Annotated in this window: 14 protein-coding genes; 7 read left to right on the forward strand and 7 right to left on the reverse strand. The window is 40.6% G+C overall.

Annotated elements, in window-relative coordinates:
- From PY364_RS00815 to PY364_RS00830, 4 genes are all read left to right on the forward strand, one after another.
- On the forward strand, positions 1 to 2,825 hold a 2,825-nt coding region (locus PY364_RS00815), incomplete at its 5' end, for a CHAT domain-containing protein (RefSeq protein WP_275519568.1).
- A gap of 3 nt (positions 2,826 to 2,828) precedes the next feature.
- The gene (locus tag PY364_RS00820) at positions 2,829 to 3,467 is read left to right on the forward strand and encodes a Uma2 family endonuclease (RefSeq protein WP_275519571.1); all 639 of its coding nucleotides are present in this window, start codon (positions 2,829 to 2,831) and stop codon (positions 3,465 to 3,467) included.
- Between the two features lie 127 nt (positions 3,468 to 3,594).
- The gene (locus PY364_RS00825; RefSeq protein ID WP_275519573.1) at positions 3,595 to 3,981 is read left to right on the forward strand and encodes a hypothetical protein; all 387 of its coding nucleotides are present in this window, start codon (positions 3,595 to 3,597) and stop codon (positions 3,979 to 3,981) included.
- 5 nt (positions 3,982 to 3,986) lie between these two features.
- On the forward strand, positions 3,987 to 5,405 hold the full coding sequence (locus tag PY364_RS00830; RefSeq protein ID WP_275519575.1) for a hypothetical protein: 1,419 nt from the start codon (positions 3,987 to 3,989) through the stop codon (positions 5,403 to 5,405).
- Positions 5,406 to 5,602: 197 nt separating this feature from the next.
- On the opposite strand, the gene nrtS is transcribed toward PY364_RS00830, so the two are convergent.
- Positions 5,603 to 5,851, reverse strand: coding sequence for a nitrate/nitrite transporter NrtS (gene nrtS / locus PY364_RS00835; RefSeq protein ID WP_275519577.1), 249 nt, complete (start codon positions 5,849 to 5,851; stop codon positions 5,603 to 5,605).
- 81 nt (positions 5,852 to 5,932) lie between these two features.
- Complete coding sequence (locus PY364_RS00840; protein WP_275519579.1) at positions 5,933 to 7,135, reverse strand: argininosuccinate synthase; 1,203 nt, start codon at positions 7,133 to 7,135, stop codon at positions 5,933 to 5,935.
- A gap of 159 nt (positions 7,136 to 7,294) precedes the next feature.
- On the opposite strand from PY364_RS00840, the gene PY364_RS00845 reads away from it, so the two are divergent.
- On the forward strand, positions 7,295 to 8,224 hold the full coding sequence (locus PY364_RS00845) for a glycosyltransferase family 2 protein (RefSeq protein WP_275519595.1): 930 nt from the start codon (positions 7,295 to 7,297) through the stop codon (positions 8,222 to 8,224).
- 148 nt (positions 8,225 to 8,372) lie between these two features.
- Here the strand turns inward: PY364_RS00845 and PY364_RS00850 are convergent, their stop codons facing one another.
- Positions 8,373 to 9,350 (reverse strand): DMT family transporter, encoded by a 978-nt coding sequence (locus PY364_RS00850; RefSeq protein ID WP_275519581.1) that lies wholly within the window; start codon positions 9,348 to 9,350, stop codon positions 8,373 to 8,375.
- A gap of 279 nt (positions 9,351 to 9,629) precedes the next feature.
- Here PY364_RS00850 and PY364_RS00855 point away from each other — a divergent pair, with 279 nt between their 5' ends.
- Positions 9,630 to 10,028 (forward strand): ectoine synthase, encoded by a 399-nt coding sequence (locus PY364_RS00855; RefSeq protein WP_275519583.1) that lies wholly within the window; start codon positions 9,630 to 9,632, stop codon positions 10,026 to 10,028.
- A gap of 36 nt (positions 10,029 to 10,064) precedes the next feature.
- Entirely contained in the window at positions 10,065 to 10,802 is a 738-nt protein-coding gene (locus tag PY364_RS00860; protein ID WP_275519585.1) for a formyltransferase family protein, read from the forward strand.
- A gap of 32 nt (positions 10,803 to 10,834) precedes the next feature.
- Here PY364_RS00860 and PY364_RS00865 read toward each other — a convergent pair whose 3' ends face one another.
- The 4 genes from PY364_RS00865 to PY364_RS00880 all read right to left on the reverse strand — a co-directional run bounded on the left by PY364_RS00865 (position 10,835) and on the right by PY364_RS00880 (position 14,546).
- Positions 10,835 to 11,614, reverse strand: coding sequence for a hypothetical protein (locus PY364_RS00865; protein WP_275519587.1), 780 nt, complete (start codon positions 11,612 to 11,614; stop codon positions 10,835 to 10,837).
- A gap of 73 nt (positions 11,615 to 11,687) precedes the next feature.
- Positions 11,688 to 12,746 carry a sulfotransferase family 2 domain-containing protein gene (locus PY364_RS00870; protein WP_275519589.1) on the reverse strand — a complete coding sequence of 353 codons (1,059 nt, stop codon included), beginning with the start codon at positions 12,744 to 12,746 and terminating at the stop codon, positions 11,688 to 11,690.
- A gap of 16 nt (positions 12,747 to 12,762) precedes the next feature.
- On the reverse strand, positions 12,763 to 13,677 hold the full coding sequence (gene thpD, locus PY364_RS00875) for an ectoine hydroxylase (RefSeq protein ID WP_275519591.1): 915 nt from the start codon (positions 13,675 to 13,677) through the stop codon (positions 12,763 to 12,765).
- Between the two features lie 89 nt (positions 13,678 to 13,766).
- Positions 13,767 to 14,546 (reverse strand): aminotransferase class III-fold pyridoxal phosphate-dependent enzyme, encoded by a 780-nt coding sequence (locus PY364_RS00880; protein WP_275519593.1) that lies wholly within the window; start codon positions 14,544 to 14,546, stop codon positions 13,767 to 13,769.
- Between the last annotated feature and the right edge of the window lie 99 nt (positions 14,547 to 14,645).

The following is a 14,645-nucleotide window of genomic DNA, read 5'->3' on the forward strand; positions in this document are numbered from 1 at the left end:
AAAGTGCGATCGCATCTTACACTGCTGCCTTAGCAGTTTACACCCGCGAAGCTTTTCCCCAAGAATGGGCAATGACGCAAAATAATCTGGGAAATGCCTACAGAAACAGAATCAGGGGAGAGAAAGCTGAGAATATCGAAAGTGCGATCGCATCTTACACTGCTGCCTTAGCAGTTTACACCCGCGAAGCTTTTCCCCAAGAATGGGCAATGACGCAAAATAATCTGGGAAATGCCTACAGAAACAGAATCAGGGGAGAGAAAGCAGAGAATATCGAAAGTGCGATCGCATCTTACACTGCTGCCTTAGCAGTTTACACCCGCGAAGCTTTTCCCCAAGATTGGGCAATGACGCAAAATAATCTGGCAATTGCCTACAGTGACAGAATCAGGGGAGAGAAAGCAGAGAATATCGAAAGTGCGATCGCATCTTACACTGCTGCCTTAGAAGTTCGCACCCGCCAAGCTTTTCCCCAAGATTGGGCAATGACGCAAAATAATCTGGCGGCTGCCTACTGGGACAGAATCAGGGGAGAGAAAGCTGAGAATATCGAAAGTGCGATCGCATCTTACACTGCTGCCTTAGAAGTTCGCACCCGCCAAGCTTTTCCCCAAGATTGGGCAATGACGCAAAATAATCTGGCAACTGCCTACAGTGACAGAATCAGGGGAGACAAAGCTGAGAATATCGAAAAAGTGCTCGCTTGTTATCAAATGGTATTAACAGTTTACACCCGTGAGGATTTTCCCGAATATTGGGCACAAGTTCAAACTAATTTATCACTTGCTTATTATAAGAGAATTGCAGGTGTCAAAGGAAATAATATTGAACAAGCTATAGCTTGTTCAGAATCAGCACTGAAAGTATATTCTAGTGACAGTTTTCTTGACCAAAGAGCAAAAACCCTAGAATCTCTGGCTAAATATTATCCTGAACGAGGTTTTGGAGATAAGATCAGCAACATCAGTAAGGCAATTGAATATTCTCAGGCTACAGCCCAGATTTATCAAAAACAAGGTGATGCAGTTTTTGATAAACAGCAATGGGACTTAGCCATCGACTTTTATGAAAACGCCATCACTGCCGTCGAACAAAGCCGCGACTGGTCAACATCCCAACGCAGCAAGCGCCAAATCCTCGAAGATGCCTTACCCATTTACGAGAAAATGGTACTTGCCAGCATCCACCTCGAACGCTACGAAACCGCCCTCCTCACCGTCGAACGCAGCAAATCTCGCACCCTCATCGAACTCCTCGACAACGCCAACCTCTACCCCAAAAACGCCACCGACGACCAAAAACAACGCCTCCGCCAACTCCGCAGCCAAATTGCCTCCCTCGAACAACAACTCGACAGCCACGAACCCCCAGCGGAAACCGACACCAACACCAACACCAGCCAAAGCCGCAGTATTTCCACCCCAGAACGCCCGCAAACAGCCACATCCAGCCTCGAAGCCGAACTAAAAACCCGGCAACAGCAACTCACGGAACTGTTGATAGAGATTAATGACCCCGACTTCACTCTCACCCAACGAGTCATTCCCCAACTCCCCGACTTTACCCAATTCCTCGACAGCGAAACTGCCCTCATCGAGTGGTATTTTCCGCCAAACCCTGAATCTGGTTTTCATGCCTTCATCGTCACCGATCGCATTCAACACCTCGCCTTTACCCCCGAAAACCGCCAACAACTCGACACCGACATCGCCACCTACCTCAGCGACTACAACAAATCTACCTGGGGGAATGCCCTCAGCCAACGTCTCATCACCCTAGCCGCATCTCTGCATCTCAACCAAATTCTTGCCCAATTGCCACCAACCATCGAAAAACTGATCCTCATCCCCCACCGCGACTTACACCTATTACCGCTTCACGCCTTATCAGCAACCCGAAACTTGCCAAACGGCGAAACCAAAACCGGGTATTTGCTAGACCTCTACACCAACGGCATCCAATACGCCCCCAGCAGCCAATTTCTCGAACGTTTGCATCAACGGCAACGCCCGCCAATCAATGATATTTTCCCCTTATTCGCCATCCAAAATCCTACAGAAGACCTGCGCTACACTGAAATTGAAGTTGAAGAGATTTCCCGCCCCTTCAACCCTCACGCCCACATTTTGAAGCGCCGCGAAGCGACTAAAATTGCCTTTAACTCCGAAGCAACTCTCAAAAAATTAAGTGATTCCTACTACGCCCATTTCTCTTGTCATGGCAGTTTCAACTCCCTTAATCCACTAGATTCGGCATTAGTTTTAGCTGGAGATTTACCGCAAATTCCTTTAAATTTACCCGAACCGCCAGCAAGGGAAGGGGAAGAAAATCAAAACCGCTATCTGACTTTACGCGATGGTCGTCGCTTTCGGATTGAGACTCAATGTTTGACACTCAAGGAAATTTTCGCTAGTCTCAATTTACCTTTGTGTCGCCTAGTCAGTCTCTCTGCCTGCGAAACTGGATTAGTCAGTAGAGTTGTCACTGATGAATATATCGGTTTAGCTAGTGGTTTTCTCTATGCCGGGGCTGGTAATGTGGTCAGTAGTTTATGGTCTGTCAGTGATTTTTCTACCGCTTTTCTGATGATTCGGTTTTATCAAGAATTACCGGGAAAAGCCAGCGTTGCTATTGCCCTCCAATCGGCTCAAAAATGGCTAAAAAGTGTGACACTGGAGGACTTTTTAACCTGGTTGCAAAAGGAGGTAAAAATGGCTGAAAATCAACGCGATCAAATCGAACTAATACTCTTGGACAAATTCTCCAATACCGAACCCTTTGCCGAACCTCACTACTGGGCTGCTTTTTGTGCTATTGGCTTATAAATTATGACTACTTCCCTAACCCAAATCCCAACAAATACCTGGGTGACAGCCACCTGGTATGATTATCTCCAAACTGCCGATAGTCTTGACTGTGCGACAGCAAAAACCTATTATTATAAAGGTAGATTCCGACTCGAAATGTCACCCGTCACCAACGAACACGCTAGCGACCATAGTATTATCATTTTTGCCGTTTGTCTCTATGCCAGCCTCAAAGGAATTATCCTGAATGGCAAAGATAACTGTACCTATCGCCATCCGCAAATTCAAGAATGTCAACCCGATTTTTCCTGCTATATTGGTAATAATGCCCAAGTTATTGGTTGGGGAACAGGTATCATTAATTTAGACAATTTTCCACCTCCAGATTTAGTAATTGAAATCGCTAGAAGTTCTATTTCTGACGACAAGGGAGAAAAACGCCTTTTGTACGAAGATTTACAAGTCAAAGAATACTGGATAGTTGATGTCAATACCGCCCAAATTTTAGCTTTTGCCATCGATTTGCAAGGAAGTCATCGGATTAGAGAATCCCATGTTTTACCCGGTTTAAATTTGTCTGTGCTAGAATTGGCTTTAAGTCAAACTCGCACTACTCCTCAAAGTCAAGTTTGTGCTTGGCTGTTAACCCAGTTTCAATAGATTGTAGTGGGGGCGGGGCGGGTTTATAAGATTTGTCGATACTTATGAAATATCTCGGCGAACCCGCCCCTACAGAACATCTTATGATACAATTCCAAATCAAATTCAACAGTAACAACTTAGAAAAATGGAACCTTTATTTGATTCTCCTAAAAAAATTCTCGATTTCCTCACCTTGCTGCAAACTGAACAAGCAAAGGAAAATAGCGATCTACTTGATGCTACCACTTGGCAAGATTTAACTCAACTCGATCGAGCTTTAGATGATGTTAATACACCGGATAAAATTGCTAAGGAAATTCTACGCTGGTGTAACAAATATCCTAAAATAAAGGATGCCCTAAATACGAGTAATTGGCAAAAACTTCGTTGCGATATGGTTGATGAAGACCACCCAGATATCCCCTCTGCACCCCCGGATAACGAGGCCGATATTATTCGGAATCGGGATAAAATACAAAAAATAATTCGGGACAATGAAAACAATAATTCACAAAACAATCCAGAAAATTAATCGCGATGTCCAATGAATCTGAACCTGTTTATTACGCCTTAAATGTTAGCTTGTTTGCCTTTACGCTGCAATCTGGCTCATATTTAGATTTGACAGAACTAATTAACGAACCTCCCCAGAATTTTAAGCACAAGTATGAAAAATTACTAAAAGATAATTTTAGTTCAAAGCTTAATTTTCCTGAGTCATTCCCTGAACTTCGCCAAGATTTTCCTAAGTCAGACAACTACGATTTACTAGATAGCCGCAAACAAGGTATGCGAGAATATTTTTTGCTTTCAAGTCAAGAGAAAAACCAAAATCAAATTCAGCCTAAACCGTTATATCGGCTATTGGTGTATCCCCAAAAACTTAGCGATAGCTACGCCTTATTAATTAATGTTTATCGTCCGCAAGCTGAAGGTTTTGATAGCGTAAAATTAAGTGAAGTTGCCAAATTCAACCCAAATCAATGCTTGACTCTCGCAAAAGATCCGCATTTTATTGGACAAACTTTACTAATTACTGCTTTTTTGTCTCAATCCAAACCAAATAAAGCCGAAGAATTAAGAACTAATGCCGAAGATTTGCTAAAGCAATTACTTGGTTTTTGTCCTGATTTTTATCAATCTGATAAATTTTTAGATAGTTATATTTTAGAATTTAGCCAACCTAAAATATCGCAAACTCGCTATCTTGTGGTTTTCTATTTTGCCGAGTCCACTTCTAAACAAATTCAGGAAATATATTTGGACTTGCCCGAACTGTTTTTATACTATCATAAAATCACTAATGTTTTTCAAAAAAGTAGAAAATATGCCGATGAACTTGATAAATTAATCTTAGAAGAAATTGAAAGCAAATCAAAATTACCAGAGTCTTTAGATTTGGAGGTATTAAAAAATCAACTCAAAGATATCTTAAAAACTGTTCCCAAATATACTTTAAAACTCCGTAATCTTGAAGATACTTTAAATACCATCAATATTCATATCAGAAATTACCAACTCATCCTGAAACGTCTGCAAGTTGAAACTAGCGATCGCCTTGATTTATTTAGTCGCTTTGCGGAACGAGAAAGCCAAACCTTTCAACTGCAAATTCAAGCTGATTTAAACTACTCTAAACCTGGTTCTCAATTACTAGATCAAGCTATTGCTAGTATACGCGGCTTAGTGGAAATCGATCAAGCAGAAAGCGATCGCGAATTGGAAAATACGATTCAAGCAGTTGGTACTGGTATTGGTGTAGGAATTGGCTTTGCCGGCATCTTAGCCAGCAGCTACGAGTTGATCGAAAAACCTTGGGATTTCCCCTCTCCCCAACATCCTCTACTTTGGCCGCATCCCTTTATTATTGCCATTACAGTTAGTTGCTTATTCGGTGGAGGCTTGGGATGGTTAGCTTGGTGGATTACTCGTAAAAAGCGGTTCTTCCGTACTTAGTATGCTAAAGTATCAGTCAAAACCGCTAAAAGCCATGTATAGCATTGATTAAAGGCAATTTTTGTTTGATAAAAGTGAAAATGGCTCTCGAAATCCTTATAGGATGGTACGCAAGCATTTTGAGCTTTGAACTCAATAAATTAGCATACTAAGTACGGAAGAACCACAATTAGTAGCTAAAGGATTTAAGGTGCATCTCATTTTTTCCTTGAGTTACTGATATATTGACCGTGTATATTAACTAAGTAAGGCATACAATAAGTCAGCAACACAGATATCCAGCGATCGCTGGTCATTTGTCCTCGAAACAAAGCATAACCGTGATTAATTATCAATAGAATTGTACCAATAAATAAGGCAACTTTCAATGCTGTAGGTGCAAGTTGAGGATTAAATAAACTAACCAAATATCCTTTGAGAAAGTTCTTCATTATTTTTAAAGTCATATCCGTCAAGGGTTAAAACTCTATCCTCTTCTTTTTACTACTAGCCAGGGAGTTAATTCCCTGGCTAGTTTATGCTACAATTTAGCTTCTACCCTTCTGCGACCAAACGCGAGTAGGTAATCCCCAAACATAGATAAAGCCTTCAGCCGCCTTATGATCGAAATTGTCATCCGATCCGTAAGTTGCTAAGTCGAAACTATAGAGAGAATTCTCAGATTTGCGTCCGACAACTGTGGCATTACCCTTAAAAAGTTTAACGCGAACCACACCAGTTACTCGTTCTTGCGTATTCAAAACAAAAGCATCTAAAGCAGCTTTTAGAGGGCTATACCACTGACCATTATAAATGATTTGGCTGTAGGTTTCTTCAATCCCACGCTTATAATGAGTGACATCTGCGGTTAAGGTCAAACTCTCTAAATCTCGGTGTGCTTGAATTAAAACAGAAAGCGCTGGTGTTTCGTAAATTTCGCGAGATTTAATTCCAATGAGGCGATTTTCTACCATGTCAATGCGGCCGACACCGTGATTACCAACAATTTGATTTAATTGTTGAATTAACGCAACTGGCGAGACAGCTTTACTGTTAAGAGTGACAGGAATGCCTTTTTCAAATCCGATTTCAATATATTCGGGTTCGTTAGGTGTATCTGCGATCGCCTTCGTCATTAAATAAATATCTTCCGGCGGTTCTTCCCAAGGATCTTCGAGAATTCCGGCTTCGATCGCCATCCCTAATAAGTTACGATCGAGGCTATAAGGTGAAGATTTTTTCACAGGGGAAGGAATGCCAAATTTTTCGCCGTAAGCGATGGTTTCCTCGCGGCTCATCTTCCATTCCCGCGCTGGTGCTAGAATTTTGATGTTAGGATTGAGTGCGCCGATGGATACGTCAAATCGTACCTGATCGTTGCCTTTACCGGTACAACCGTGCGCGATCGCATCCGCACCATATTTTTCCGCAGCATCTACCAACATCTTAGCAATTAGCGGACGGGCGAGGGCTGTGGAGAGGGGATAGCGATTCTCATAAAGGGCGTTAGCTTGAATCGCAGGAAAGGCACAATCTTTGACAAAACTCTCTGTTCCATCGATCACGAGGGATTCAGACGCGCCTGATGCTAAGGCTTTTTTGCGGATGGGTTCTAATTCGTCTCCTTGTCCCAAATCCGCCGCCAGAGTGATGACTTCTTCGACACCCCACTCGTTTTTGAGGTAGGGAATGCAGACGGAGGTATCGACTCCGCCAGAATATGCTAGTACAACTTTGGTAGCACGACCCATTGGTATTTATGTCCTGAAAATAACAGACGTTTTATTATGCACCTAATTTCAGCCACATCTTGTTAGCGATCGCACAGATTTATCCTTGTTACCAATATTTGCTTGTTCGGGGTGACTGCGGATAGGATACTGGAGATGTATGTCGTCATGGGGGAAGCCGTGTTTTTCAGTGTAGTGATTCCGACGTATAACCGTAAACCGATTTTGCAGAAGTGTCTTTTAGCCTTAGAATCCCAGGATTTCGGGGATATTGTCAGCGGCTATGAGGCGATCGTAGTGGATGATGGTTCTACGGATGGTACGCTGGAGTGGTTGGCGGCTAATGCAGACAAGTTACCTCATGTGCGATCGCTTTCCCAAAGTCATCAAGGCCCAGCAGCAGCTAGAAATTTGGGCGTTGAACAGGCTCAAGGTGATACCATCATTTTTATTGATAGCGATCTAGTTGTCACCAAAGATTTTTTACAAGCTCATGCAGAAGCCTTAACTACAGGCTATAAAGAAAGCGATCGCCTCTTTACTTACGGTAGCGTAATTAATACCTGCAACTTTGACCATCCTACTGCTGAACCCTACAAAATCACAGATTTTTCCGCCGCTTATTTTGCGACCGGAAATGTCGCAATTGCCCGTCATTGGCTAATAGAAGCCGGCTTATTTGATACCCGCTTTCAACTTTACGGATGGGAAGATTTAGAATTAGGTGTTCGGCTGAAAAAATTAGGCTTAAAACTGATTAAATGTCCCGCTGCTGTAGGTTATCATTGGCATCCACCTTTTGCCTTAGACCAAATTCCTGGGATGATCGATAGAGAAATTCAACGGGGAAGAATGGGAGTTTTATTTTATCAAAAACATCCCACTTGGGAAGTGAAAATGATGATTCAAATGACCTGGTTACACCTCATACTTTGGGGTATTCTATCCTTGGGTGGAACTTTAAACGAACGCACAATGGCCAGTTTTTTGCAATGGCTAATTAATCAAGGAAAATCCCAATTAGCCTTAGAAATTGCCCGCATATTTCTGAATTGGTATAACGTTAAAGCCGTCTACGCCGCCTATACTGAAATGCTGGCAACAGAATAGCGTATTTCCCAGGATAGTGTCGTGTTATAGCAACCGCCAAGGTGGTTAAGACATTCTTAATTACTGAAACCCTTACAGTAATTGCATTTTCCTTCTTCCTTCTTCCTTCTTCCTTCTTCCTTCGGCTATAAAATTTGTTTAAGTCTCGTTAGTCAAGGGCTTCGCTTTTAACAGCAGATTTGCTGGATATACCTAAATACAGACCAAATAGAACTACCCCAAAAGCCAACCATGTAGAGAAATTCAATGTTTGTTCAAAAAATATTTCAGCTAAAAATGCCGTGAGCACTGGAATTAACAAAGAGAATAAGGCAACAAATCCTGATGACAACCTTTTGATACTATAGCTTGTTAATCCTTGACCTATAACTTGACAGACTACGGCAAGAGCAATTACAGAAAGCCACCCTGACAAAGAATAGGGAACAAGTCTATCTCCAGCGAAAATGGCAAAAATTAAAGGCAACAAAGAACTGATCGCGCTAATTAAAAGAATACTATTTGTATTAGAAAATTTGCTTCGGAGTTGTTCTAATCCGATTAGGTACGTGCCATAGAAAACCGCAGATAGTAAAGCCGCTGCATCACCTTCTAATTGGCTAGTGGCAATTTGTGCATCTTGTAATCCAATCGCAATTCCTCCGCCTATAGCGATGAACATACCTATAATAAACTTGCTATCAAAGCGTTGACCAAATAATAACCATACTGCCAAACTTGTAAACAGGGGACTCAGATCGTGCAGTAGAGCAGAGATAGCCGCACTGGTTTGAATAAGCGACCAAGCCCAAGTAATTTGACCCAGAGGAAAAGCGATTCCTACTACTAGCAATAAAACTACATCTTTTTTGTCATAAGCTTTTGGTTCTTCAATTGGTTTGTCAGAAAATTTGCTGGCTATAATTTGTATTATTTTCCACAGTCCCAAAACTACAGCCCCGATCCAAAGACGATTAAATATAGTGGCGGTTGGACTGAGTTCTTTTTCACTCAAGACAATGAAAATAGGGGCAAAAGCAATGCCAATATTCGCTATCAATAGAGCCACTATCGCCATCAATTTTGAAGTTTGGGATAACTCTGGCTCGGACAGATATTGATCTGGTAATTTAAGTTGATCGGTCATGGGCTTTTCAAGTTTGTTGTAATTTGCCATTTTAGTATATTTATGTACTATAACAGGACTTACGTAAAACACCCGTAACGCCGCCCTCTGGGCGGTAAAGGAACCGCCAAGATGGCGGCGTTACGAGCCTGCGGAAGTCCTATATTAAGATATTGTTATATACCATAATATTTTATAACTAGACTAAAAAGATGTAAATTATAGATATAATTTACATTCAGACAATGTGAAACATCAAATTCACCCATAAGCAAAAAAAGCCGAGGTAAAACTTTAAAGATGATCATACGAAGCCTTGAGGAAGCCTTACAAACTGAACGCCGAGTCGTCAGCGAAACCTGGGAGAGTACCCGCCTACTGTTAAAAGCAGACGGTATGGGTTTCTCTTTTCATGTCACGATCATGTATGCGAACACAGAAACCAAAATGTGGTATAGCAACCATTTGGAAGCAGTATTCTGCATAGAAGGAGAGGGAGAACTGGAATCCTTGGAAGATGGGAAAATTTATTCTATAACTCCTGGCACTTTGTATGCTTTGGATCAACATGATAAACATATTATGCGGGCCAAAACTCAAATGCGGATAATTTGTGTTTTTAATCCACCACTGCACGGTAAAGAAATACATGATGAAGATGGCTCTTATCCCTTGGAAGCTGAGGAAATCAAATCCTGAATTATTTTTTCAATTTAGTTACCCTCAAGAGTCAAAATGAAACTCAATTTTGTTTATTTCAATTTGCAGGAACACCCAAGAGGCAACTATATGCTAAGTTGCCTGATCGATGCAGGTTATATTCCCTCGGCAATTATTGAAGAAAAATCAGCTTTGGCGGTTGATGGCAAAGCAAGCTTAATGGCGGAGTTAAATAAAATTTCTTCGGAAGTCCCTTTACCTTTGTCGTTAAAAGAATTAGTGGGTGAATATGATATTAAATGCTATCATGTTGCCAATCATAATGATGAAGAATGTGTCAGTATATTGAAGGAGATTAACCCAGATTTAATAGTTTTAGGAGATACCCGCATTCTCAAACCATATATGTTGGACATTCCCAACCTGGGAATTATTAATGTCCATCCAGGTTATCTGCCAGATGTAAAAGGAAATAACCCTTATATTTGGGCAATTATCCACGATTTGCCCCAAGGATGTACGGTTCACTTTATAGATCAAGGTGTCGATACTGGCCCAATTATCGAACGCAGAAAGCTATTTCTAAAACGGGGGAAATCCTATCAACACTTATCAGCAGAACTCAACGTTTTATGCGGGGAGTTACTGGTAGAAGCATTGCACCGGGTTGCGAGGGGAACTATTCAAGGCTTAAGGCAATCAGAAATTGCCAGAGAAATTCCTGAAATGGGGACATTTCGTTTAGCTCCACCAGAAATTAAAGCACTTGCTATTGAAAAATTAAACCAGGGAACCTACGTTCATTTATCCTAGAAAATTCTTGGAACTAAAGCTAATAATGCTAATTATTTCCGCATCAGATAACCATACCCCAAAATAGGTTTTTTGTATCCCACCAATCGTAGGGATTCCCAAAGGAGTGCTTGATTACTGCTAATAACAGGTTTGCCAAGTCGCAACTCGATTTCCTCAATCGCATCCGTAGCCCTGAGTGCTGTACAAGAGATGAAAATACCTTCTGCATCTCCCCCAGCAATTTCCAAAGCTACATCGCAAATAGTCGATGGAGATATCTTGGACTTTTCCCAGTCAGTACCTCGTTTAAAACTAGCCATTTTCACAACTGAAATACCTTCTAATTCTAAGTATTTCGACATTGAATAAGTAACCTCGTCTGGGTAGGGAGTCAAGAGCGCAATTTTGTTCACGCCTAGCTCCTTAAATCCCTTGCAAGCTGCTGTAATTGGTGTAGAACAGGGAATCCCTGGTCGAGCAGCCCAAATGCGCTCAAACGTTTTTTCTACACCAACTTCTACGGTTGCAGATGTGCAACCGTAAGCAATTACATCCAAGGGAATATCTGTAAGCAGAGCAGTTGCTTCAGTTAGCCTTTCAGCAATTGCCCAATATTTTTCAGGAGAATCAGAATTTTCATAGAGGACACGACTTACAAAAAACTCCACTTCGTCAGTGTTCAGCATTTTCCGAAAGTCAGGCTCTATTGTCGGGTCTGTGGAGATAGCAATTAGGCCAATACGCACCTGCTTTTGGTATTCAATATCCTCAGATAAAGGAGTAAGCAGGGATTCTACTTTCAACTTATTTTGACTTGGGTTAGCTACCATCTCAGGTTTCCTTTGTTGTAATAATCAAAAATTATGATATCCTATGTCCGTCGTTGGATCGGAGCGATTCAATTTATTTAAAATTCAGAAATTCATAGGATTCTTTTTCGTAGCCAAAGGTTTCAAAATCAGACTGGTATTTTTCATAAACCATCTCTGCCAATTCATCTGTCCAAAATATTGTTTCTGGTTTTTGGGTAACGTTCATTTTACCTTTAATATGGCGGTATAGAAATTCTGGGGCTTTGACTTGATTAAATACATACTGGATATCTTGATCGAAATTTTCTACTCGCCCCACAAAATCATAATTGGCAAATTCGTAACCCATATAAAAAGTTTGGGGTTGCCAATGCTCATCTAAATTTTCCACATTTTGATTACAGATAAACTTAATAAATTCCTCGAAAGAAACAGGGGTCTGATTTAAGTCTATTGAGTCTATATCAGGATACTCAAGTAGCCATACTTTGAGTTTAGTGGCAATTTGACTGAGAGGGCTTATGGGCGGCTCTTTTCCGTAAAATTGCTTGATTCTATTTGCAATTAAGTCATAATCATAATCTAAATTATCAGATTTTACTTGCAATGAGTCTTTGGGTCTTTCAATAGATTTTGTCTTCCTTGTTTTGGGAAAAATAATGTCAATTTTTTGGTTTAATTCCTTTAAAAACAAAGAAGATTTTATTGAAGGATTCCAATTTATTTCAGCCTTAATTTGTTTGGCGACTCGCTGATAATAACTATTTTGGGAAGGAGATGCCATGATTTTATTCGCATAAGCTGAAACCAGTTTGTCATAGGGATTCCTCACAAAAGTAAACTTGAAATATTGGGATTCTTGAAATACCTTGAATAGTTCTGTCTTACTCAAATTGTAATTATCTGTAATCCCAAACTCCCAATGGTAATAAGGAGATGGCTTAGTTTTTTTCAGAAATTCAGCCAACTCTGGATCGTCATTGCCTCGGTTAAGTAATATCAACAAAGTTCTAATTTTTGTGCAAGCTGCTTTAGGTGTTTCTACATAAAGCAGATTATATTTTGGTAACAATAGTACCCATTCCAGAGCGACGGCACTTCGTTGTTTGTTAAACCAAGAATTTGTGGGAAATGCAGGGGTTAAACTCATAAAAAAAGATTCTAGTTTACTGATGATTCGGGGAAATTGGTTCGAGAGGGGCGATATTTTTTCGTGCAGCCACAAACTCTGGTCTGGGTTTAAGGCCGCCAACGGTTTCTTGTAATGTATTCTGTACGGAGTTATAGACAAAGAATATATTGACGCGGGAATGGGGAGATATGTTGTTATTCGATCCGTGAATAAGATTGCAATCAAAGAAGACTATTGAACCCGGAGAACTTTTGATTGTTACGAGTCCTCCTGCTTCAACAAGCTGAGTAAGAGAGGCTTCATCAGGTAAGCCATATCTTTGTTCTTTCAATGATTCTTTATAATGATCTTTTGGGGTTTCTCCAGCACAACCAACAAATTGTTTATGGGAACCAGGTATTACCATCAGGGGGCCGTTATATTCTGTGTTTTCTGTTAGCGAAATCATGGCGCTTAATGCCCGCATATTTGGCATTCCATCTTCAATATGCCAAGTTTCAAAATCAGAATGCCAATAAAAACCACTACCTGAAAAACCTGGTTTGAAATTAATTCGAGACTGGTGAATGTAAACTCGATCGCCTAACAAATAATGGACGATATCGAGGATGCGTTGATCTCTGGATAAATAGTCAAATATCTGGCTGAAGTTTTGCATCGAAAAAATAGACCGCACGATATCTGTTCCAACTTCAGTAAAGGTATAATCTGAATCTGTAATTTCTTTGGAGTCAAGTAGTCGTTTAGTTTCAAGATTAAACTGTTTTACCTCATCGGGACTAAAAAAGTTTTCGATAAAAAGGAAGCCTTTATCTTGATAAAAGTCGATTTGATTTTGATCTAACGCAACTGGGGGAGTATTTTCACTGTATATAATTGGTTCTTGGCGTTCCTGAATGGAAGTTTCAGCAATCATTCGGGAAGTATAAATCTGTTTTGTCAATGGCATATTTTTCTCTCCTTGCTTTTTTGATTAAAATTAGGTTTGGTTGGCGTTGATTCAATGTTTTAAACAATCATAATGAATGATTTGTTAGGTTATGTATTGCCCAATACTTCTCTGATGCTCTCTTCTAGGATAGTGATTCCGTTTTCTAGTTCCTCTTGAGAAATCGTTAAAGGGGCGAGACATTTAATCACCTCGTCTTGGGAGCCACAAGCTTCGATAATCATACCATTTTTAAAGCATTTTTTCAGGATTTTACTGGCTAATTCACCTGTTTTACATTCGATCCCCTGAATCATTCCGCGCCCTCGCACAGAAACAAGTTCTTCTCCTCCGTTATTATAAATTATTTTTTCTAACCGAGTGCGAAGGAAATTGCTCTTGGGTTTGAGTGAATCTGAAAACAAGTCATCTTGCCAATAATTTTCTAATGCTGCTTTTGCCGTTATAAACGCTAGATTATTACCGCGAAATGTGCCATTATGTTGACCTGGTTTCCACCGATCTAATTCCGGCTTCATCAATACCATTGCTAAGGGAAGACCAAAACCACTCAACGATTTCGATAGAGTGATGATATCAGGCGAAATACCTGCTTCTTCAAAACTAAAAAACGTTCCCGTTCGTCCGCATCCCACCTGGATATCGTCAACAATTAATAAGATATCATGCTGGCGACACACTTGTTCGAGAGAGCATAACCAAGAAAAACTGGCTAGATTAATTCCACCTTCTCCTTGAATAGTTTCTAACAAAACCGCTGCGGGCATATCTACGCCGCTACTTCGATCGGTAAGAACTTTTTCTAAATATTGGGTTGTATCAAAATTAACACCTAGATATCTGTGACTTTGCCCATAACTTTGCCGCAACGGTAAGGTTATGCTTCAATGTAGCTGTGGCAATCTTATGGGTTCACTTAACCTGTAAGTCCATAAGATTCCTCACATCGATTTTTAGCCCAAGTTTGC

This window comes from Kamptonema sp. UHCC 0994, assembly GCF_029167235.1.
GTDB lineage: Bacteria > Cyanobacteriota > Cyanobacteriia > Cyanobacteriales > Microcoleaceae > Kamptonema.